The 19,986-nt window shown below is 54.1% G+C and carries 24 protein-coding genes and 1 riboswitch; of the genes, 12 read left to right on the forward strand and 12 right to left on the reverse strand.

Translation table 11 applies throughout. The annotated features are described in order from the left end of the window. The first annotated feature begins 10 nt into the window (after positions 1–10). From OCH02_RS14840 to gutQ, 9 genes are all read left to right on the forward strand, one after another. Positions 11–697: a GntR family transcriptional regulator gene (locus tag OCH02_RS14840; protein WP_261431884.1), complete on the forward strand. Its 687-nt coding sequence runs from the start codon at positions 11–13 to the stop codon at positions 695–697. 213 nt (positions 698–910) lie between these two features. Then, the gene (gene fbaB / locus OCH02_RS14845) at positions 911–1,960 is read left to right on the forward strand and encodes a class I fructose-bisphosphate aldolase (RefSeq protein ID WP_261431885.1); all 1,050 of its coding nucleotides are present in this window, start codon (positions 911–913) and stop codon (positions 1,958–1,960) included. Between the two features lie 265 nt (positions 1,961–2,225). After that, a complete protein-coding gene (locus OCH02_RS14850; RefSeq protein ID WP_261431887.1) occupies positions 2,226–2,774 on the forward strand; it encodes a PTS glucitol/sorbitol transporter subunit IIC in 549 nt (182 codons plus the stop codon). Between the two features lie 15 nt (positions 2,775–2,789). After that, positions 2,790–3,770, forward strand: coding sequence for a PTS glucitol/sorbitol transporter subunit IIB (locus OCH02_RS14855; RefSeq protein ID WP_012146278.1), 981 nt, complete (start codon positions 2,790–2,792; stop codon positions 3,768–3,770). A gap of 22 nt (positions 3,771–3,792) precedes the next feature. Further along, positions 3,793–4,155 (forward strand): PTS glucitol/sorbitol transporter subunit IIA, encoded by a 363-nt coding sequence (srlB, locus tag OCH02_RS14860; protein WP_261431888.1) that lies wholly within the window; start codon positions 3,793–3,795, stop codon positions 4,153–4,155. A gap of 10 nt (positions 4,156–4,165) precedes the next feature. Continuing rightward, entirely contained in the window at positions 4,166–4,945 is a 780-nt protein-coding gene (srlD, locus tag OCH02_RS14865) for a sorbitol-6-phosphate dehydrogenase (RefSeq protein WP_261431889.1), read from the forward strand. 52 nt (positions 4,946–4,997) lie between these two features. Next, the gene (gene gutM, locus OCH02_RS14870) at positions 4,998–5,354 is read left to right on the forward strand and encodes a transcriptional regulator GutM (RefSeq protein ID WP_261431890.1); all 357 of its coding nucleotides are present in this window, start codon (positions 4,998–5,000) and stop codon (positions 5,352–5,354) included. An 83-nt stretch (positions 5,355–5,437) separates the two neighbouring features. Continuing rightward, positions 5,438–6,211, forward strand: coding sequence for a DNA-binding transcriptional repressor (locus tag OCH02_RS14875; RefSeq protein ID WP_012146282.1), 774 nt, complete (start codon positions 5,438–5,440; stop codon positions 6,209–6,211). Next, the gene (gutQ, locus tag OCH02_RS14880) at positions 6,204–7,175 is read left to right on the forward strand and encodes an arabinose-5-phosphate isomerase GutQ (RefSeq protein WP_261431891.1); all 972 of its coding nucleotides are present in this window, start codon (positions 6,204–6,206) and stop codon (positions 7,173–7,175) included. The genes OCH02_RS14875 and gutQ overlap by 8 nt, the downstream gene beginning before the upstream one ends. 86 nt (positions 7,176–7,261) lie before the next feature. Here the strand turns inward: gutQ and OCH02_RS14885 are convergent, their stop codons facing one another. From OCH02_RS14885 to thiM, 3 genes are all read right to left on the reverse strand, one after another. Next, entirely contained in the window at positions 7,262–7,720 is a 459-nt protein-coding gene (locus OCH02_RS14885) for an inhibitor of vertebrate lysozyme family protein (RefSeq protein WP_261431893.1), read from the reverse strand. Positions 7,721–7,806: 86 nt separating this feature from the next. After that, complete coding sequence (thiD, locus tag OCH02_RS14890) at positions 7,807–8,607, reverse strand: bifunctional hydroxymethylpyrimidine kinase/phosphomethylpyrimidine kinase (RefSeq protein ID WP_261431894.1); 801 nt, start codon at positions 8,605–8,607, stop codon at positions 7,807–7,809. Then, a complete protein-coding gene (gene thiM, locus OCH02_RS14895) occupies positions 8,604–9,398 on the reverse strand; it encodes a hydroxyethylthiazole kinase (protein WP_261431895.1) in 795 nt (264 codons plus the stop codon). The genes thiD and thiM overlap by 4 nt, the downstream gene beginning before the upstream one ends. A 36-nt stretch (positions 9,399–9,434) precedes the next feature. Next, positions 9,435–9,526: riboswitch (TPP riboswitch) on the reverse strand. 67 nt (positions 9,527–9,593) lie between these two features. Here thiM and OCH02_RS14900 point away from each other — a divergent pair. Next, positions 9,594–10,034 (forward strand): GNAT family N-acetyltransferase, encoded by a 441-nt coding sequence (locus OCH02_RS14900; protein WP_261431896.1) that lies wholly within the window; start codon positions 9,594–9,596, stop codon positions 10,032–10,034. Between the two features lie 270 nt (positions 10,035–10,304). Here the strand turns inward: OCH02_RS14900 and OCH02_RS14905 are convergent, their stop codons facing one another. The 5 genes from OCH02_RS14905 to OCH02_RS14920 form a co-directional block, all read right to left on the reverse strand. Next, positions 10,305–10,712: a putative T6SS immunity periplasmic lipoprotein gene (locus OCH02_RS14905; RefSeq protein ID WP_261431897.1), complete on the reverse strand. Its 408-nt coding sequence runs from the start codon at positions 10,710–10,712 to the stop codon at positions 10,305–10,307. 204 nt (positions 10,713–10,916) lie between these two features. Beyond that, complete coding sequence (locus OCH02_RS14910; RefSeq protein ID WP_261431898.1) at positions 10,917–11,069, reverse strand: hypothetical protein; 153 nt, start codon at positions 11,067–11,069, stop codon at positions 10,917–10,919. A gap of 306 nt (positions 11,070–11,375) precedes the next feature. Beyond that, positions 11,376–11,498: a glycoside hydrolase family 68 protein gene (locus OCH02_RS25440; RefSeq protein ID WP_315899222.1), complete on the reverse strand. Its 123-nt coding sequence runs from the start codon at positions 11,496–11,498 to the stop codon at positions 11,376–11,378. A 72-nt stretch (positions 11,499–11,570) separates the two neighbouring features. Beyond that, positions 11,571–11,756: a glycoside hydrolase family 68 protein gene (locus tag OCH02_RS25490; RefSeq protein ID WP_410001259.1), complete on the reverse strand. Its 186-nt coding sequence runs from the start codon at positions 11,754–11,756 to the stop codon at positions 11,571–11,573. Positions 11,757–11,921: 165 nt separating this feature from the next. Next, the gene (locus OCH02_RS14920; protein ID WP_261431899.1) at positions 11,922–13,163 is read right to left on the reverse strand and encodes an MFS transporter; all 1,242 of its coding nucleotides are present in this window, start codon (positions 13,161–13,163) and stop codon (positions 11,922–11,924) included. Between the two features lie 95 nt (positions 13,164–13,258). Here OCH02_RS14920 and OCH02_RS14925 point away from each other — a divergent pair, with 95 nt between their 5' ends. Further along, on the forward strand, positions 13,259–13,708 hold the full coding sequence (locus tag OCH02_RS14925; RefSeq protein ID WP_261431900.1) for a winged helix-turn-helix transcriptional regulator: 450 nt from the start codon (positions 13,259–13,261) through the stop codon (positions 13,706–13,708). Positions 13,709–13,738: 30 nt separating this feature from the next. Here the strand turns inward: OCH02_RS14925 and OCH02_RS14930 are convergent, their stop codons facing one another. After that, a complete protein-coding gene (locus OCH02_RS14930) occupies positions 13,739–14,047 on the reverse strand; it encodes a YcgJ family protein (RefSeq protein ID WP_261432033.1) in 309 nt (102 codons plus the stop codon). Positions 14,048–14,245: 198 nt separating this feature from the next. Here OCH02_RS14930 and rluF point away from each other — a divergent pair, with 198 nt between their 5' ends. Continuing rightward, on the forward strand, positions 14,246–15,001 hold the full coding sequence (gene rluF, locus OCH02_RS14935; RefSeq protein WP_261431901.1) for a 23S rRNA pseudouridine(2604) synthase RluF: 756 nt from the start codon (positions 14,246–14,248) through the stop codon (positions 14,999–15,001). A 180-nt stretch (positions 15,002–15,181) separates the two neighbouring features. Here rluF and OCH02_RS14940 read toward each other — a convergent pair whose 3' ends face one another. From OCH02_RS14940 to OCH02_RS14955, 3 genes are all read right to left on the reverse strand, one after another. Then, positions 15,182–15,640, reverse strand: coding sequence for a DUF943 family protein (locus OCH02_RS14940; RefSeq protein WP_261431902.1), 459 nt, complete (start codon positions 15,638–15,640; stop codon positions 15,182–15,184). Then, positions 15,630–16,436, reverse strand: coding sequence for a DUF3289 family protein (locus OCH02_RS14945; protein ID WP_261431904.1), 807 nt, complete (start codon positions 16,434–16,436; stop codon positions 15,630–15,632). The genes OCH02_RS14940 and OCH02_RS14945 overlap by 11 nt, the downstream gene beginning before the upstream one ends. A 328-nt stretch (positions 16,437–16,764) precedes the next feature. Further along, entirely contained in the window at positions 16,765–19,770 is a 3,006-nt protein-coding gene (locus OCH02_RS14955) for an autotransporter domain-containing protein (protein WP_261431906.1), read from the reverse strand. Positions 19,771–19,986: the final 216 nt, after the last annotated feature.

Raw genomic sequence — 19,986 nt, forward strand, 5'->3', positions numbered from 1 at the left:
GATCGTCACCATGTCTGAATCCTACAATCTCACCAATAGCCTCCCGGTTAATCAGCAGATCTACCGTTTCCTGCGTAAGGATATCGTCGACTGCACTATTCCCCCCGGCACGCTGTTGTCAGAGAAAGAGATCTCCACCCGCTTTAGCGTTTCACGCCAACCGGTGCGTGAAGCCTTTATCAAGCTGGCGGAGGCCGGATTGGTGCAGATCTTGCCGCAGCGCGGGACTTTCGTGATGAAAATTTCCGCCAAACGGGTGGCCGACGGGCGTTTTATCCGTCAGGCGGTGGAGTGCGCAATTGTGCGCCGTGCGGCGGAACGCATCACCCAGGAACAGCTGATGACGCTGGAGCATAATTTGCACCGTCAGGAGCTGGCGGCACAGAACAAGCAGACGCGTGAGTTTTTGGCGCTGGACGATGAATTTCACCAGTTGCTCACCCAGTTTGCCGAATGCCCGTTAGCCTGGGAGACCATAGAAACCATCAAGGCCACCATGGACAGGGTGCGTTTTCTCAGCCTGAGCGAGGTCTCTCCGCCGGAAAGTCTGCTGCAGCAACATTACCGCATTTTTGCCGCGCTGAAGGCGCAGGATGCCGATGCCGCCGAGCGTGCCATCCATGAGCACCTGCAAGAGATGATCTACTCCATTACCCCCATCTCTTTGCAAAATACCGCGTGGTTCGACGCCGAATAGTCAAGCTCTGACCTTCCAGGGGGCGATCGCCCCCCGCTATTTGGCTTTGCAAATGGCATTTCCTCTCAATCGCATCTATTGTTTCTCCTTGCTATCAGGATTTCATTACTCTCGTTTTTACAGCTTCAATCACTGCTTTTTACTACGCGGGCAACCATTCATACCTTACTGTTTTTGCTGCCGGTGTATTAGGAAGCTCATCAGGAGTCAATCATGACTGATATTGCGCAATTGTTAGGAAAGGAAGCGGAAGACCTGTTGCAACACCGCTGTGCCACCATCCCTGCTGAGAATCTGTACCTGCCGGGCGCCGACTTTGTCGACCGGATCATGATCGATAACAACCGACCCAACACCGTCCTGCGTTCGATGCAAAGCCTGCTTAACCACGGCCGCCTGGCCGGCACCGGTTACCTGTCGATTCTGCCGGTTGACCAGGGGATTGAGCACTCCGCCGGCGCATCTTTCGCCGCCAACCCGCTGTATTTTGATCCGAAAAATATCGTCGAACTGGCCATTGAGGCCGGTTGTAACTGCGTCGCCTCCACTTATGGCGTGCTGGCTTCGGTATCGCGCCGCTATGCCCACAAAATCCCGTTTCTGGTCAAACTGAACCACAACGAAACCCTGAGCTATCCGACCCAGTATGACCAAACCCTGTATGCCAGCGTCGAGCAGGCTTTCAATATGGGCGCGGTCGCGGTCGGTGCTACCATTTACTTTGGTTCCGAGCAGTCGCGCCGCCAAATTGAGGAAATCTCAAGCGCCTTCGAGCGCGCCCACGAACTGGGCATGGTCACCGTACTGTGGGCCTATCTGCGTAACCCGGCATTTAACAAAGACGGGGTCGATTACCATTCCAGCGCCGATCTCACCGGCCAGGCCAACCATATTGCCGCCACTATCGGTGCCGATATCGTTAAGCAGAAAATGGCGGAAAACAACGGCGGTTATCGCGCGGTGAAATTCGGTTATACCGACGACCGCGTCTACAGCAAGCTGACTACCGACCACCCTATCGATCTGGTTCGTTACCAGTTAGCCAACTGCTATATGGGCCGTGCCGGGTTGATCAACTCCGGTGGTGCCGCCGGTGAAAACGACCTGCAGGAATCGGTGCGCACCGCGGTCATCAACAAGCGTGCAGGCGGCATGGGTCTGATTTTGGGGCGTAAAGCGTTCAAGAAATCGATGAAAGAAGGTGTCGCGCTGATCAATGCCGTTCAGGACACCTATCTGGATAAGAAAGTCACCATCGCCTGATCCCGTCACTCGCAAAACCTGTTAGCCCAGCCCGGTTCGCCGGGCTTTTTTATGCCCTTAATCTGCTGCCATTTTCCTCCTTGCCTAACGGCTACCGCGCTTTTATCTTATTTTTCTTTCATAATTAACTTTCACAATAAAATATTTATCTTTCAAACTGTGATCTATTTAAAACAAATCAATCCGCAAAGTGATTAGTGTAAGGCCCATGGCGACAGAGCCAGCGTTAGCTCCAGGCCATACCTTCCATCTCAGGAGAACAATAATGATTGAGCTAATCACCCACGGCGCCGAAGGGTTTATCGGCCTGTTTCAGAAAGGTGGTGAAGTGTTTGTCGGCATGGTGACCGGCATTTTACCTTTGTTAATCAGCCTGTTGGTTATTATGAACGCGTTGATCAAATTTGTTGGCCAGGAACGTATCGAACGCTTGGCGCAGCGCTGCGCGGGGAACCCGGTTTCACGCTATCTGCTGCTGCCGCTGATCGGCACCTTTGTGTTTTGCAACCCGATGACCCTCAGCCTCGGCCGCTTTATGCCCGAGAAATACAAACCCAGCTACTACGCGGCGGCGTCCTACAGCTGCCACTCGATGAATGGCCTGTTTCCGCATATCAACCCCGGCGAACTGTTCGTTTACCTCGGTATCGCCAGCGGGCTGACTACCCTCGGCCTGCCGCTGGGGCCGCTGGCGGTGAGTTATTTCCTGGTCGGGTTGTTCACCAACTTTTTCCGCGGTTGGGTCACCGATCTCACCACCAGCCTGTTCGAACGCAAGATGGGCATCCGCCTGGACCGTCAGGTACAACTTTAATCCGTGGAGTTCAGCATGAGTGCTTTTATCCGTATTGAGAAAGGCGATAGCGGCTGGGGTGGCCCGTTGCAGTTACCGATAGAGCCGGGGAAAAAAGTGGTGTACATCACTGCCGGTACCCGCCCGTCGATCGTCGACCGGCTTAGCGAACTGACCGGCTGGCCGGCCGTCGATGGCTTTAAGGAAGGTGAACCACCGGCGGAAGAGATTGGCGTGATGGTCATTGACTGTGGCGGCACCCTGCGCTGCGGTCTGTACCCCAAACGCCGTATTCCGACGGTCAATATCCACGCCACCGGTCAATCCGGCCCGCTGGCGAAATTTATCCTCGAGGATATTTACGTTTCCGGGGTACGCGACAGCAATATCAGCCGGGTTGAATCGGCAACAGAGACGGCGCAAGCGGCCCCCGCGCCACAACCCAAGGGGCGGGATTACGACACCAGTAAAAAAATCACTGAGCAGAGTGACGGCCTGTTGGCAAAAGTCGGCATGGGCATGGGCTCGGTGGTGGCGGTGTTCTTTCAGTCTGGTCGCGACACCATCGACACGGTACTGAAAACCATTCTGCCGTTTATGGCATTCGTCTCGGCGCTGATCGGCATCATCATGGCCTCCGGCCTGGGGGATTTTATTGCCCACGGTCTGACGCCATTGGCCAGCAGCCCGATTGGCCTGGTAACGCTGGCGCTGATTTGTTCCTTCCCGCTGCTGTCGCCGTTCCTCGGCCCTGGCGCGGTGATAGCTCAAGTGATAGGCGTGCTGGTCGGGGTACAAATTGGCCTGGGCCATATTCCCCCCCAGTTGGCGCTGCCTGCGCTCTTTGCGATTAACGCGCAGGCCGCCTGTGACTTTATCCCGGTGGGGCTGTCTCTGGCGGAAGCCAAGCAGGACACGGTGCGGGTCGGTGTACCTTCGGTGTTGGTCGGACGTTTCCTGACCGGCGCACCTACGGTGCTGATCGCCTGGGCCGCCTCAGCCTTCATCTACCAATAACTTTTACTGCCAGGGGCTAGCCATGAACACCATTTTCCAAACCACCATCACCCAGATTGGCGACAGTGCTCGCGAGGCACTGCTGGACGACATGCTGATCACCTTCCGTGAAGGGGCACCGGCAGATATCGAAGAGTTTTGCTTCATCCATCGGCACGGCAATACCCTCGGCGAACTGCAGGCTGGCGGCTGGATGGAGTTGGCGGAGCAGCGTTATCCCATTACCGCCGTTGGTGACGTCGCCAACCAAAACCTGCGTGAACTGGGCCACCTTACCGTGCGTTTCGACGGGGAAAATCAGGCCGAATTTCCCGGTTCTATCCACGTGGCCGGTACCACGCCGGTTGATATCCCGTTAGGCAGTACGCTGAAATTTATCGCATAAGGAGTAGACCATGTCTGAAGTAGCTGTTGTGATTGGCGGAGGCCAAACATTAGGTGCATTTTTGTGCCTGGGACTGGCGCAGGCGGGTTACCGCGTGGCGGTAGCCGATTTAAACGCGGATAACGCCCGCCAGGTGGCGCAGCAGATTAACCACCAATACGGCGCTGGCATCGCGCAGGGTTTCCAGGCCGATGCCACCGATGAACAAAGCGTCATGGCCCTGGCGGCGGCAGTGGATAAAAAATTTGGCCAGGTCAATCTGTTGGTGTACAGCGCCGGTATCGCCAAGGCCGCACCGATCATCGATTTTCCATTAGGGGATTTTGATCGCTCGCTGCAGGTCAATCTGGTGGGGTATTTCCTCTGTGCTCGTGAGTTTTCCCGCCTGATGATCCGTGACGGCCTTGCCGGGCGAATCATTCAGATCAACTCCAAGTCCGGCAAGGTTGGTAGCAAACACAACTCGGGCTACAGCGCAGCCAAGTTCGGCGGTGTTGGGCTGACTCAGTCACTGGCGCTCGATCTGGCGGAATACGGAATTACCGTGCATTCACTGATGCTCGGCAACCTGCTGAAGTCACCCATGTTCCAGTCGCTACTGCCGCAGTACGCACAAAAACTGGGGATCGCGCCGGATGAAGTTGAAAAATATTACACCGATAAGGTGCCGTTGAAACGCGGTTGTGATTACCAGGACGTGCTGAATACCCTGCTGTTTTACGCCAGCGATAAAGCGTCTTATTGCACGGGGCAGTCGATCAACATTACCGGCGGTCAGGTGATGTTCTGATTGAGTTTTGGTTCCCTCTCCGTCTGGAGAGGGAAGATACACAGGAGATACTATGACCCAGGCATTAATCATCTTCGCCGTGCTGGCCTGGCTGCTGCAAATCGCGCTCGGATGGTGGCAGCTCCAGCGTTTCAACCGTGCCTTCGACCGCCTGTGCCAATTGGGCCGCGTCGGTGTCGGACGTTCCAGCGGGCGCTTTCGGCCACGGGTGGTGCTGGCGCTGGCCTTCGATGCAGAACGGCGAGTGTGCGGCAGCATGTTGATGCGCGGCCTGACCATTTTTGCCCAACCGCGGCCAATCGACCGGTTGCATGGCCTGCACCAGAGCGATCTGCACCCGGATGTGATCTTCCCCGAGGATCGTGCATGCCAGACAGCACTATCGTTAGCGATTGCCCCTAAATCATGATATTTTCACATTAAAAGACATTACCTTTCATGTTGAATTATTCATTAAAGGGAAATGCTCAACTCTTGTGAACAGGACGGGCTATGAAACCAAAGCAGCGACAGGCCGCTATCCTTGAATATCTGCAGCGACATGGCAAAACGGCAGTGGATGCCCTGGCGGTACATTTTGCCACCACCGGCACCACCATTCGTAAAGATCTCACCCTCTTGGAAGACGAAGGCGAGGTGATCCGCACCTACGGCGGCGTGGTACTCAGCCGCGACGATGGGGACCAGCCCATCGACCGAAAAACGCATATCAACACCGAAAAGAAACGCCAGATCGCCTACGCCGCCATCAAGTTGATCAACGACGGTGACTCGCTGATATTCGATGCCGGCAGTACGGTACTGCAAATGGTCCCGCATCTGGCGCAGTTCAATAACATCACGGTAATGACCAACAGCCTGCACATCGTCAATGCGCTGGTGGAGCTGGATAACGACCAGACCATCCTGATGCCCGGCGGCACCTATCGCAAAAAATCGGCGTCCTTCCACGGCAGTCTGGCGGAGTCGGCTTTCCAGCAGTTCAGCTTTGATAAGCTGTTTATCGGTGCAGACGGCGTGGATCTCAATGCCGGTGTCACCACCTTTAACGAAGTGCATAACGTCAGCAAGGCGATGTGCGAAGCCGCCAGCCGCATTATCCTGCTGGTGGATTCGTCAAAATTCGGCCGCAAAAGCCCCAATGTGGTTTGCGATCTGAGCGCCGTCGATACGTTGATCACCGATAAAAACATCAACCCGGATTATCTCGCCGCGCTGCAAGCGAAAGGCATCAATATCCTTCTGGTAGGAGATTCTGATGAGTAATAGTGCCGCCCTGCTGGCCTTTGCCCGCGAAACGCTGGAAATTGAACTGGCCGAAGCACAACGCCTGCTGGCACGACTGGACGACAACTTCGTCTGTGCCTGCGAACTGCTGCTGAACTGCCGCGGCAAGGCGGTGATTTCCGGCATCGGTAAATCCGGCCATATCGGTAAAAAAATTGCCGCCTCGCTGGCCAGTACCGGCACCCCGTCATTCTTCGTGCACCCGGCGGAAGCGCTGCACGGCGATCTCGGTATGATCGGTGCCGACGACGTGGTGGTGTTCATCTCCTACTCGGGCCGTGCCAAAGAGCTGGATCTGATCCTGCCGCTGCTGGCGGAAAATAACATCCCGGTGATCGCCATTACCGGCGGCAAAGAGTCACCGCTGGCCCAGGCGGCGGCCTGCGTGCTGGACATCAGCGTTGAACGTGAGGCATGCCCGATGGGGCTGGCACCGACCTCCAGCGCGGTCAATACGCTGATGATGGGCGATGCACTGGCGATGGCACTGATGCGTCAACGCGGTTTCAACGCCGAAGACTTTGCTCGTTCGCATCCGGGCGGCAGTCTGGGCGCACGCCTGCTGAACCGGGTACATCACCTGATGCGCACCGGCGATCGCCTGCCGCAGGTCGGTGAAAGCGCCAACGTTATGGAAGCGATGCTGGAACTGAGCCGTACCGGGTTGGGACTGGTGCCAGTGTGCGACGCACAGCAGAAAGTGGTAGGGGTGTTTACCGACGGCGACCTGCGTCGCTGGCTGGTGAAAGGCAATAGCCTGCAGGATGCGTTAAGTCCGGCGATCACCCGCCCCGGCTACCGTTTACCGGAACAATGGCGCGCCGGAGAAGCACTGGAAGCGTTGCACGAACAGCACATCAGCGCTGCGCCGGTGGTCAATCTTGAGGGGGTGTTGGTGGGTGCCATCAACCTGCACGACCTGCATCAGGCCGGTATCGGCTGACCGCATTAACTAATGCTTGCCCATGGCGGCAATAATATTGTCCCCTCTCCTTAGGGAGAGGGGATACGTACGACGCTAAAGTCCGCTTATTTCCAGTCCGGATTATTCTCGAACTGTTGTTTCAACAGCGCCTTCATGTCCTCGTCCGGCTTGCCCAGCCATTGGTATTTAGCGTATTTCTTCGGATGATCAATCGCTTCCGGCTTATTCGCCACTTCGACGCGTACCGCCCAGGCCTGCGACTTGTCTTCTTTAAACGCCACCATCATAAAGTTGTTGGCGCAATCGTGGGGTTTACAGATATTACCCACCAGATAGTTTTGCCCCTTCCAGCTCAGGCTTTGCGCCGGGGTTGAGGTCCCAATCCCTTTGCGCGCCCAGCCCGGCAAACGGGCATGCCCCTTCACCATGTTCTGCCAACTGGTCTGATAGCCAGGCTGCTGGATCACATCGGAAGTCGTGACGATCTGCTGGGCAAAGCCACCCACGCTGAAGCTGAGCAATGCGCCGAAGATGGCGCCGCGAAGTGCGTTTTGTCCTGTCATGGCCTTCTCCCTTGATAAAATTTAATCGCACCCGGCCAATACCGGGCCTGGATCTAGTCAGACCACAAGGGTAGCAAAAAGTTGGCTCACCACCAGGCGTGAAAATGATGTACCGGCCCGATGCCGTGCCCCACTTCCAGCGTATCGGCCTGCTGCAAGGCTTTTTGCAGATAATCCTTGGCGGCAGCCACCGTGCCTGCCCAGTCGTCGTGACGCGGACGCAGGGCGGCCAATGCGGCAGACAGCGTGCAGCCGGTGCCGTGCGTATGGCGGGTCGCTACGCGCGGCGCGGTAAAGCGTTGCTCCAGTCCCGCACTGAACAGCCAGTCCGGGCTTTCGCTTTCGCTAAGATGGCCGCCCTTCATCAATACCGCCTGGCAACCCATCGCCAACAGTGCCCGCCCCTGTTCACGCATCTGGCGTTCATTTTCCGCCGGGGCGCATTCCAGCAGGGCCGCCGCCTCCGGCAGGTTCGGCGTGATGATCGACACCAGCGGCAGCAGCTCGCGACGAATCGATTCCACCGCCTCCGGCGCCAGCAGAGGATCGCCGCTTTTCGCCAGCATCACCGTATCCAGCACCACAAACGACGGCTGATAGTGACGTAAACGCTCCGCGACCGCCTGCACAATGTCGGCGTTGGCCAACATGCCAATCTTGGTGCTGTCGATACGCAGATCGCTGAACACGGAATCAAGCTGGGCGGCGACAAAAGCCGGTTCGATGTTATACACCGACTGCACGCCGCGGGTATTTTGCGCCACCAGCGCGGTGATCGCTGAGGCACCGTAGGCCCCCAGCGCGGAGAAGGCTTTCAGGTCGGCCTGGATCCCGGCCCCCCCGCTCGGATCGGTACCGGCGATGGTCAACGCGTTAATCCGTTTCATTGCAGATCCTCCGGGCGCAGTTGGTACAGCGCGTCGAGGAATGCCGGGGTAAAACTGCCCGGCCCGGCGGCGCGGTGCGTGGCCATCTCACCGCAAAGTGACATCACCCGGCAGGCAGTCGCCACGTTGTCCAGGCGATCGCCCGGCAGGCTGCAAAATGCCGCCACCACGGCCGAAAGTGCGCAACCGGTACCCACCACTCGCGTCATCAGCACGTCGCCCCCGGCAACCGCCCAGTCACGCTGGCCGTCGGTGATGTAATCCACCACGCCGGTCACCGCCACCACCGCCCCGCTGAGACAAGCCAGCTCCCGCGCCGCCGGTAACGCCGCCAGTGAATCGTCAGCGCTGTCGACGCCGCGGCCACTCGCCTGCAGGCCACTCAGCGCCATGATTTCAGAAGCGTTGCCGCGGATTGCCGCCGGCTTTTCGCCCAGCAAATCTTGGGCAAAGGCGGTGCGATACGCCAGCCCGCCGACGGCGACCGGATCCAGCGCCCAGGGCGTGCCTGCCGCATTGGCGGCTTCTACAGCTGCCAGCATGGATTCGGCCCGCGAGGCATTGAGCGTGCCGATATTGACCAGCAAGGCATCCGCCAGCTGGCTGAACTGCGCCGCTTCGGTCGGCTCCACCACCATTGCCGGGGAAGCGCCGAGCGCCAGCAACACGTTTGCCGTTAGCTCCTGCACCACGTCGTTGGTCAGGCAATGAATCAATGGAGGTTGGCGTTTAAATTGGGTTAAACAGGCCGCGGCGCGGGCGCCGGGTAAAACATCAGGTCGAGCGAGCATATTCCTCCCAACCGGCGTTCAAGAAGGCGGGTACCGGTTGGGGCACCGAGACTTCCCTACGCTGGCATAATCCAGATCAGGTAATACGGGTAAAATCTCAGCCCCTAGAGGCACCCCGAGTCAGAGGGCCATTATTGGGGTTGCCGCCGGTGAGGTCAATCGCGCTATAGTGGCAAAAAACAAAAAGGAGCCGCCATGCGAATAAGAAAATACCAAGAGGCCGACCGTCCGTTCCTGCGCACCCTGTATCTGGCATCGCGCAAGGCGGCATTTCCCTGGCGTAATACCGAAGATTACCGACTGGAAGATTTCGATCGCTCGACGCTGGGCGAGGATATTTGGATTGCGGAAGAAAACGGCAAGCGGCTGGGGTTCGTTTCGATTTATCGTCAGGATAACTTTATTCACAATCTGTATGTCGACCCTCAGCTGCCGCCCCTGGGCGTCGGCAGCGCGCTGTTGCAGGCAGCAGAGCAGACGTTTACCGCCACCGGCTCGCTGAAATGTCTGGTCAAGAATGAGAAGGCGCTGGCCTTTTACCACAAACACGGCTGGCGGACGATCGCTACCGGCAATGACGGCGCGGAAGACTATTACCTGATGCACTCGCCTAAAAAACAGCCTCATCCACGGTGAGCCAAACCTGAAAAGGCCAGGCATCGTCAGGCCAGAGGTTAACGACAAAATACGGGTTTTGTTTCATGAGCAGAGCGCGGGCCATACCCCAGCATGAGGCATTTAGTTGGTTTGCGACGTAAGCAGACTCAAGGGCCTGAAATCTGAAATTGTGTTGTTGACCTCATCCTGGAAGTCTCAAAAAGTGCGTGGGACGAAAGTGGGTGTGCTTACAAGAAAGTGCCCTACTTTTACAAAATTTTTTGTGCGAAAGGATGACTCTCGAAGAATTTAGTTAATATCTACCGCTTTTAACTCCCCTTTATCCATCCATAAAGAAAACGTCACACTATAAGCCCTTCCATTTTTCACAGTATTATTTTTACTTATACGTATTGAATTAATAGAAAATATATATGACTTACCGTATTCAAATTTAAAACCAAAATTAGGAGCGCATTCATTTGGATATAATTTGGGTGCATTTTCCATAGTGAAGGTTTTATCTAACGCATTCAGACCATTACCAACCTCACTAATATTTAACGAAGATATGTTTTCTCCTTCAGAATCTGGCGATGTAACACAAACACTATTCCCGACTGTAGTTACATTAGCCCTATGATTTTCTGGTCGGGGATCGTTTAGGTGACAAGATGTTGTAAGTAAAACGGGAATAAATGCGCTCATAACTTTCATCAGTTCGCTCCTTCTATAAAATTGATGGCGGTAGTATTTTTCTATATAGAGCTAAGGTGTTTCCATCTACCTTCCCTTGAAACCCGGCCTGCCGGCCAATTTCGCTCTTTAAACCATTTATAAAAAAATGTTGATTAGATTTTGATGATAAAGAAAAATCCTTAAGGTACGTTTCTTTTCTGAAATACATTTCACCGTTTGGTGTCATTCCAACAAAATTTCCCTGCAACCCAAATGGGAGATAGCTTTCACAATGAACCCATACTTTATTCCATTGAATTTAATTGAATTACCAAAAACTGTTTTTGCTAAATCCCCCCCTAAAGTTAAGAGGCGCAATGAACTTTCCGTTTCCATAAATAATCCTTTGTGAGAGCATAAACATCAGCATAGTGAGTGAATGATAAATTCAGGGTTAAAAATACTCAACAGAGGGCTCGTTTTTAGGAATTATGCCCGCATTCATAAAAAATTCCTGATTCGTTATCGCTATTACCATCACGTTATTGATCTTCTTATCAAGATCAGGCTAAGCCGTCTGACTGTATTTTTTGCTCTCCAAGTAACTGAATAACGTCATCCGCTGTGAGCCGCTCCAAAGGCCGCAGGTTACCCTTGCAAAACGATATCCTGCATCGCAGGGATATAACCGTAATCATATACCTAGCGTACAAAAGAACGGTCGCCTTCCAGCTCAATCCGCACCGTTGGCACCTCAGTCCCGCCGATACGGTAATCCTGGCCAACGGTCGGCACGCTGTCGATAAACGACGCCACCAAACCCATTTGGCATCACGCAGTGCGAATACGTCTGGAAAGACTGTTCCGGCGGGTTACCCAGCACCAGACCTGATGTGTTCATCGGCGTGTAAAGCTTGTCAGACTATCGTTGACGAAACCGTATACCCCATCCCGCCCGGTCAACCCTTCGGCATAGGTGAATTTATGGCTGATGGTGAACAGGTAATACTTGCCGTCCTGGAACACATAGTGCGGGCGTTCGGTCTGATCGTTAACACCTACCTCCCTGACCAGCGGCGGCAAAATCTCCCACTCGCCACCGCCAGACCGACGTACCCCACTTGGAAACGTGCGCCGCCCACATCTTTATAACCCGGCGGCACCAGCTCCAACTCGTCCGGCCCCACCACATGCGAGCCGCGATCGCCGGCTACGCAGTTGCTGTGCGACGAGCCGGGGTTCCGGCCGTCATTGCTCAACCGACGCGTCTAAGGCCGGCATTGCACGCAGCGTCAGCCCCCAGAACAACAAGGCCACCAGGCTGACACTCGCCCCCAGCCAACACACGCCAGACCAGCCCGCCAGGGCGAATACGTGGGTGCTGGCAAAGGCACCCAGCCCGCTGCCCACCGCGTAGAACAGCATGTAGCAGCCGACTAACCGGCTATGAGACTGCGGATGTGCGCTGAAAATCAGGCTCTGATTCAACACGTGAATGGCCTGTCCGGCCAGATCGAGCAGCACAATGCCCATAATCAGCCATCCCAGCCCGTAACTCAGCAGGCCGAGCGGCAACCAGGCCAGTAGCAACAGCAACAGACAGATACCTGTTGCCACCTGCCCCAGGCCGCGATCGGCCAGATGTCCGGCACGTACTGCCGCCAGCGCCCCCACCGCCCCCACCAGACCAAAGGCCCCAATCACCGAATGTGAAAAATTAAACGGCGCCTGGCTGAGTGGCAGCACCAGGGCACTCCAAAAAATGCTGAATGCCGCAAACATCAGCAGCGCCAGCATGCCGCGGATCTGCAGCGTGCGATCGCGCCACAGCAACGTCAGCATTGATCGCAACAGCGCCGGATAACTGAGCGTTGAAGGCGCTGTGTGGGAGACGGGCAACAGACGTGCTAGTACCGGCAACAGGACCAAGGTTACCGCCGCCGAGAAAAAGTAAACCGCTCGCCAGCCACCGATGTCCGCCAGTGCGCCGGAAAGCGTACGCGCCAATAACAACCCGAGAACCACCCCGCCTTGCGCAGCGCCGACTACGCGACCACGCTCATGCGGCGCTGCCAATGTAGCGGCGAAGGCGACCAATCCCTGGGTCATGGCGGTACCCAGTAATCCCACCAGCAGCATGCCGAACAGTAATAACAGACTGCTGTTCGCCCAGCCGACCACACAAAGTGCGGCAATCAGCAGCAGTTGCTGAACCGCCAGCAACCGATGACGATTAATCCGATCGCCCAACGGCACCACCAGCAACAATGCCAATGCACAGCCTAACTGAGTGACGGTGATCACCATGCCCACCGACGCCAGGCTGATATGAAAATCCTGAGCAATGGCGTCCAGCAAAGGTTGAGCGTAATACACATTCGCCACGCTAAAGGCACTGGCCCCCGCCAGCAATAACACCAGCGATGCAGGCAGGCGACTCAGCGCTCTGCCCTGCGAGGCACAAATTGGATCCAGCGTTTTATCACTCATCGTTCGCTCCAAAGTGGTTTCATTATTAAACCCAATGAACTTTACGCACGGAGGTTTTATAATGCAACCAGATATCGCTACAGGAATGGAAAGCCATGAAACGTAAAAGTCTGGAAGATGCACTGTGCCCGGTGGCACGTACGCTGGATGTGATTGGTGACTGGTGGTCGCTGCTGATTGTGCGCGATGCCTTCGACGGCGTGCGCCGTTTCAGCGAATTTCAAAAGGGACTGGGGATGGCGAAGAATATCCTCTCCACCCGGCTACGCACCCTGGTGGCGCACGGCATTCTGGAGATTGCCCCCGCCTCGGACGGCAGTGCCTATCAGGAATATATTCTCACCGACAAGGGGCGCGCCTTGTTCCCGGTTATCGTCGGCCTGCGCCAGTGGGGGGAGGATTATCTGTTTGACGCACAAGAGGCAAGATCAACGCTGGTAGAAAGCGATAGCGGCCAGCCGATCCCGCGTATGACGCCAACCGGCAGCACCGGGCAAACTCTTACCCCGCTGAATACATTGGTGGTGAAGGTGGACGAGGCCTGACGGACCTTTAGCCAGCCGCATGTTGGGCTATTAGTGGCCGAAAAGCAGCTCGGTGTATTTCCTGGAAACGGCGCCGGTGCGTTTACCGCCTTCGCCGTAGTAACGATCCGCGCGGCACAGTCGCTCTTTGACATCGCAGAAAATGCCATTGGCAAAGGTGAATTCGGTCGGGTCGAAGTCACCTTGCGAAGACAGTTTGCTGGCGACTTTCTTGCCGAGATACTTTTCGGTCAATGGGCGGGAAATGCCATCGGTGCCATTCGCACAGGCATAACGGTCGCACAACACGCCTGATGCCGGTGACTTGAGGGATGAGTTTTGCTTCGCCTGCGCAGGCATCACGGATGCGGCAAGCAGCAGGGTCAGTGAGAACGAAAGTGCTATTTTATTCAATGAGTCAGCCTCGTTTAATGGCAGAGCGCCCGTTATTTGGAGCACTATACTGCCATGAAAAACAGGCCTTTGACGATGTGCAATTTTAAGCAATCTTCGCAATGCCCTCCGGGTGATGTATAGTCCGCGTTTTACGGGGACACCATGCCAACTCAATCATCCATTCGCCTGAATAAATACATTAGCGACAGCGGTATCTGTTCCCGCCGTCAGGCCGATCGCTATATCAAACTGGGTAAGGTTTTTATCAACGATAACCTGGCCGCAGTGGGTGCGCCGGTATTTATTGGCGATGTTGTGAGTGTTAACGGGCAGCAGATAGCGCCGCGTGATGATGCAGATCTGGTGCTGATCGCGCTGAATAAACCTGTGGGCATCATCACCAGCATGGGCAAACACGTACCGAACAACATCGGTGATTTCGTTAACCACAGCCAGCGCACCTTCCCCATTGGCCGCCTGGATAAAGATTCTCAGGGGCTGATTTTTCTGACCAACCGCGGTGAACTGGTCAATAAAATCCTGCGCGCCGGCAATGATCACCAAAAAGAGTACCTGGTCACCGTCGACAAACCGCTGACCGATGCGTTTATTCAGGGCATGGGCGCGGGCGTGCCGATATTGGGCAAAGTGACCCATAAATGCCAGGTGGCGCAGGAAACTGCGCAGGTGTTTCGCATTACGCTGGTGCAGGGGCTTAACCGCCAAATCCGCCGTATGTGTAAATACTTTGGCTATCAAGTCACCCGACTTGAGCGCGTGCGCATCATGAACATCAGTCTGGAAGGATTAGCGCTGGGCGAATGGCGGGACTTGACCGAGGATGAACGAACCGTGTTATTTAAGCTGCTTGAGCACTCTTCGTCCGAAGAGCCTTGCCTTGCGGCATTGCTGCCATAGGCCCTCACATTGTTCGTCATGTAGGATCTGCGCCTATTTGAAATATCGCCATGAAGCAGCCTGCGGACCAGTGATACCGCCGTACACCATCACGCCACCTACCAAGCAGCGACGAAATGGCGACGTGCTTTTATATAAACCGGCCGGGTAGAATAACGCCCAGAATTTAACGGGGGAAGGTTAATGACTATTTACTAGCTCTAGTTTATTATCAGGCGTTTGGACATAAAACTTCCCATCAAGGCTTATAAAAACCTTCTTGTTAGTATTACCATTGATAATCATCGATATATTATTATAGATACATTTCTTATTGCTTTTTACATCGTTAAAACAATGATAGTCATCAACACTCCCATCATTGCTACCTGTTGGAAGCTCTACGTAACCACCGAAATTCATTATAGCAACGGTAAAATGACTTTTATCTTTGATAATAGAATACCCATTCTGAAGCATAGCCTTATTATCGTTCCACCAAGAAATTTTACCTTCGGTAGTCAGTGGAAGATTTTCAACATAAACCGACGCGCCATCAACCCTTACAATACTCGCAGGCCTTACCATCACCCAGGCCAACCAAATAATAGCAATCAAGATTGCGATTACAGCGATCTTAAATTTATATTTACGAAACATTGTTCTCACCTGTCAGTGTTATTTTCGCGCCGAAATTGGTGAAGAACGGTTTGTATGCAAATTTTTCATACCGCTGAAGCACAAACCAAATTCTAAAGAAACTAATAGAATTAAATTTCAACTTCCCAATGTCATCTTTGTCCAGACCAAAATGGTCTTGAGCCTTATATTTAACGACAGCAGTGTAGCTGTTACCCTGAAAAACAAGCGACTCGATACTTATCTCTGTACTGTTAATATCATGGACCGTTACTCCCAGCCCATTAACAGAATCTTTCCAACGAACATATTTCGGCAAGCGGCTTTGTGACAACTGAAGAGAGAATGCTTCTTTATTCAACTCATAAGAATTAAAGTCAAAAGTATCCAGGACGTTTTTAATTCGAACAAGCGTGCTATTTTCAGATTTATCGCTTAGTATAAGTTTCTTATAGGCTTGATCCATTTGAACATCATAGTAAGCAACACCGTTATTATACTGCATATGATTGAACAGCTTAGCGATCACCCCCTGATAAGCCCCTATGAAAGAAAAATATCTTGATGATGACCTCAATTCATCAAAAAGCATTGAAACCACTTTTTCTTTGCTGGCCGCCGGGATGTTTCTTGTTAACGGGTGATCGTACGGGGCTTTATAAGTACTCCAGTTTATATGCGTTGATATCTGTTCTAAATGGTAACATTGCTTCAAAGTACGTTCATTCATATCCCCGCATTGCATATCATCCGCTAAACGGTCATTAAAAGGTTTCTTGCCAGTAAAAATCGTTAACGCCCTTGTTAATCCACGCATCCTAAACCAGTCCCTTATTCGTGTTTTTCCTGTGTATTTATCGTACAGCTTACCTTATCAGCGTGATTTCCGAAAATGTCAAAATCTATGAGTATTTTCAATTATCCATAACCTAGATAAATGTAATCCATACCCCGCTGGGTTAGCGTTGGGCGAATGGCGGGACTTGACCGAGGATGAACGAACCGCGTTATTTAAGCTGTTTGAGCACTCTTCGTCCGAAGAGCCTTGCCTTGCGGCACAGGAGCGCCGAAGCTGAGATATCGCCAGGCAACATCCCGTTGCCCAGCGACATCTCGATACCACAGAAACCTAATTACTCAGTAAATCAGAATGACCATCGGATGTTGGCATTAACGGCATTAACCTGGGTATCAGAACCGTATTGCCCCTGATAGCCGAGATCCAGGCTAGTGGATCGCGACAGCTTCACGCTCACCCCAACGTCCGCCACCATCAGGTTGTCATCAACCGCGGTGCCCTGCGTAGTAAAGGCATCGCTGCCGGCAAAGGCCATACGCGAAGAGGTAGTTTTATCGCCGTAGGCATGTTGCCAACCCAATGAGCCGTAAAGACTGACGTTCTGCGGCAGTTCAACCGTACCGCGCACGCCCAACGTGGAATAGAAGGTATTCATCGTTTCATTACGCACGCTAAGCGCTGCGGCACCGCCACTTTCTTCGAAGTTATCAGTATGCAGACGGATATAGCTCAGATTGACGAAGGGCTCAAGGTTCGCGTCCGACTGCCCAAAACGGTAGCCCGCTTCGGTGAACGCCAGCAGCGAGTCGGCATCATAGTCTGCCTTAAGCCGATCCGAGTAATTACCGAAGTTAACGTTGCGCTCATTTTCCAGTCGGTGCCAGGTGTAACCCAAAGCGCCACGTAACGAGAAGGCGCCTTGCTGCCCTGCGGCATACAGACCGAGGTGATAATTATCGCTGTCGGACTTGGAGCGGCGGCTATCGACATCATAATCACCGCGGCTATAACCAAAATATCCACCAACGCGTACACTGCTATCCGCTAATTTATGGTCTGCCCCCAGCAGGAAACCGCTGGTGTTGCCATCGAGTTTTCCGACGTTGTCGTTACCGCTGTTTCTTGCCCATGAGCCAAACGTCTGCCCCCACACGCCACTGTTTTCGGCCTGCGCCGGTTGAACCAGCGTCATCGCCAATGGCGGAACGGGCAACGTATCGTTATCAAAAGCGCGCAACATGCGCTGATTGAGCACATTGAACAGCATGGTGCTGCCGGCAATCAGGTTAGATTGGATGGAGGGATAGACCTCACCAGAAAGTTGATTGAATGCCTCACGAGCTTCAGGCGCACTCAATAACAACAGTGAGTTGTACAGGGCCAATGAAGGGCCGCCTTGCGCCAGAGTCGAGAGCGCCCCCGCGGTATTCCATTGGTTGTCGGTTTGTGCCACCGTTTGGAAAATACCGGGCTTGCCGCTGCCTTCTCCCGGATTCTCACCACCTGGGTTTTCCCCCCCCGGATTCTCGCCGCCTGGGTTTTCGCCACCTGGGTTTTCCCCACCTGGATTTTCACCGCCTGGGTTCTCGCCGCCGCCTTTCTGCGCAATCGTCAGATCCACGGCGTTAGCCTCGTGTTTGAGCGCCACATCCAGAAACGCAGATTTTGAGACCGCTTCGGCGAACTGCCCGTCAATTCCCCCTTCCGAGGTTAAAATACGGTAGCTTTGGCCGGTCTGATAGCTGGTTTGCGGGTCCAGCGCAGTCACCTGCACCTTCGCTTGCTCGCTGATAGTGGTTTTACCCGTAACCTCCAGTTTGTCACTGCGGCCATCACCGGCGATATCGACGTCGTAGAAAGATTCACCAATGAAATTCAGATAGCGTTTCAGCGTCAGAGTACCAATATTCCCGTCGCCGGGAGAAATATGACCACCGGACTGAATTTCTGTCTGGCCTAAAGTGCCATTACCGCCCAACGTGCCGCCGGATTTGATTGACGCAGCACTGCTGTAACCCAGACCATTGCTGACGTCGGAACCGGCTGTCGCATTAAGAATCAACGTACCGCCATTCTCGGCACTCAGGGTCTGCACGTCGAAAGGACTGTCTTCTGGCTGCGTATTGATATCGCTGTTAATGATGATTTTGCCGCCACGGGCGGTTACGTTCGCCTTGAGCTGGGTAAGATCTCCGCTCAGCGTCGTCCGCCCGGCGGTGTTGATCACTTCACCTTCACCAACCATCTTATTGCGGAAATCGTAGTTGTCGGAGGTATGGTTAAAATACACATAGCTACCGAATAACCCACCGCGCAGATTGACCACCGTTTGGGCATCGAGGGTACCCGCGCCGCCCGCCGCACCGAGCGTGGGTTCGGTCAGACCGGTGCCGGTATCCATATTGCCGCGGCTGCCGATGATTAGCGCGCCCCTGTTCGAACCTGAGCCGGTATCGCCCAACCGCAGCTCGTTAGCCCCGGCGGAGAATGTTCCGCCGTCCACCAGCGACAGCACACCGTTGCCATAGTCCCCCACGTTGACGCTGCCGGCACTGGTAAAGCGCGAGTTCTCACCGGCGATATAAAGTTCGGCAGTTTTGCGCGAGCCAGAAACGCCGGCAATTTCCGCGCTGCCGACGTTAATCACGCCGCCATTGAGCACGTCCACATCGCCGTTGGCCGTGAGCGTTTGGCTGATATTCCACTGCGAATTTTTGCCCGTCACCGTGGCTTTGGGATTCAGCTTGTCGGCCTCATCAGGCTTGAATCCGCTGTCTATTCTGGCAGCGGCCGTGGTTGTCACCACCCCACCATCCTCAATCAACAGGGTGGAACGCGCGCCTTGCCCAAAGCCGATGCCAAGCCTGTCGCTGGTCACCCTGGAACCGGCACCTTTGACATTCAAATGGCTGTCGTAACCTCCGGTGGTGCCGACGATAATTTCTTTCGCACTGGCCAGCCCGCCATCTTCAACCCGCAATGTCCCCTGGCCGAGATTTAAACTGCCCCGCAGAACATTTTGATCGTTTACGGCGCTCAATACCGCGTTCGGTCCTCTGACCGTGACCAGGCTTTCATAAATTTTGCCGTCTGAGCGGGTGCCGATATTGATGTTATAGCCGCCGACCTGGCCATTATCTATCAACAGGCTTCCACTTTGATTGCGACCGACGTAAACATTCCCGCTGTAGGCCAAGGGTTCTGTTACTTTGGATTCACCATCGAATATGACATCGTCGGCCCGAGCCATATCGGCAGATCCCATCAATAGCAATGGCGCGGAAAAAAGTGCGAGGTAAATTTTGGAAAGCGGTTTTCTTACCGCTAAATGATGCGATATTTTATCTTTCATGTTTTCTCTCCGGCCTAATTAACTTAGAGCCATCAAAATTATTATTTATATGAAAAATTCAATGTATTAGAGGGTGTAGAGTGCGTAATGCCGCAAACACAAACTGATTATCATCGAGACGCAAGCTTATTGCCCCCCAGCGCTAACGCCTCGATGCCAAACTTATTGGGCTTGCGGATCAATACTGATTTCCCCCTCGGCTCACGCCCACAGGAG

Origin of the sequence: Serratia quinivorans (assembly GCF_946227985.1) — a bacterium.
GTDB classification, from domain to species: Bacteria; Pseudomonadota; Gammaproteobacteria; order Enterobacterales; family Enterobacteriaceae; genus Serratia; species Serratia quinivorans_A.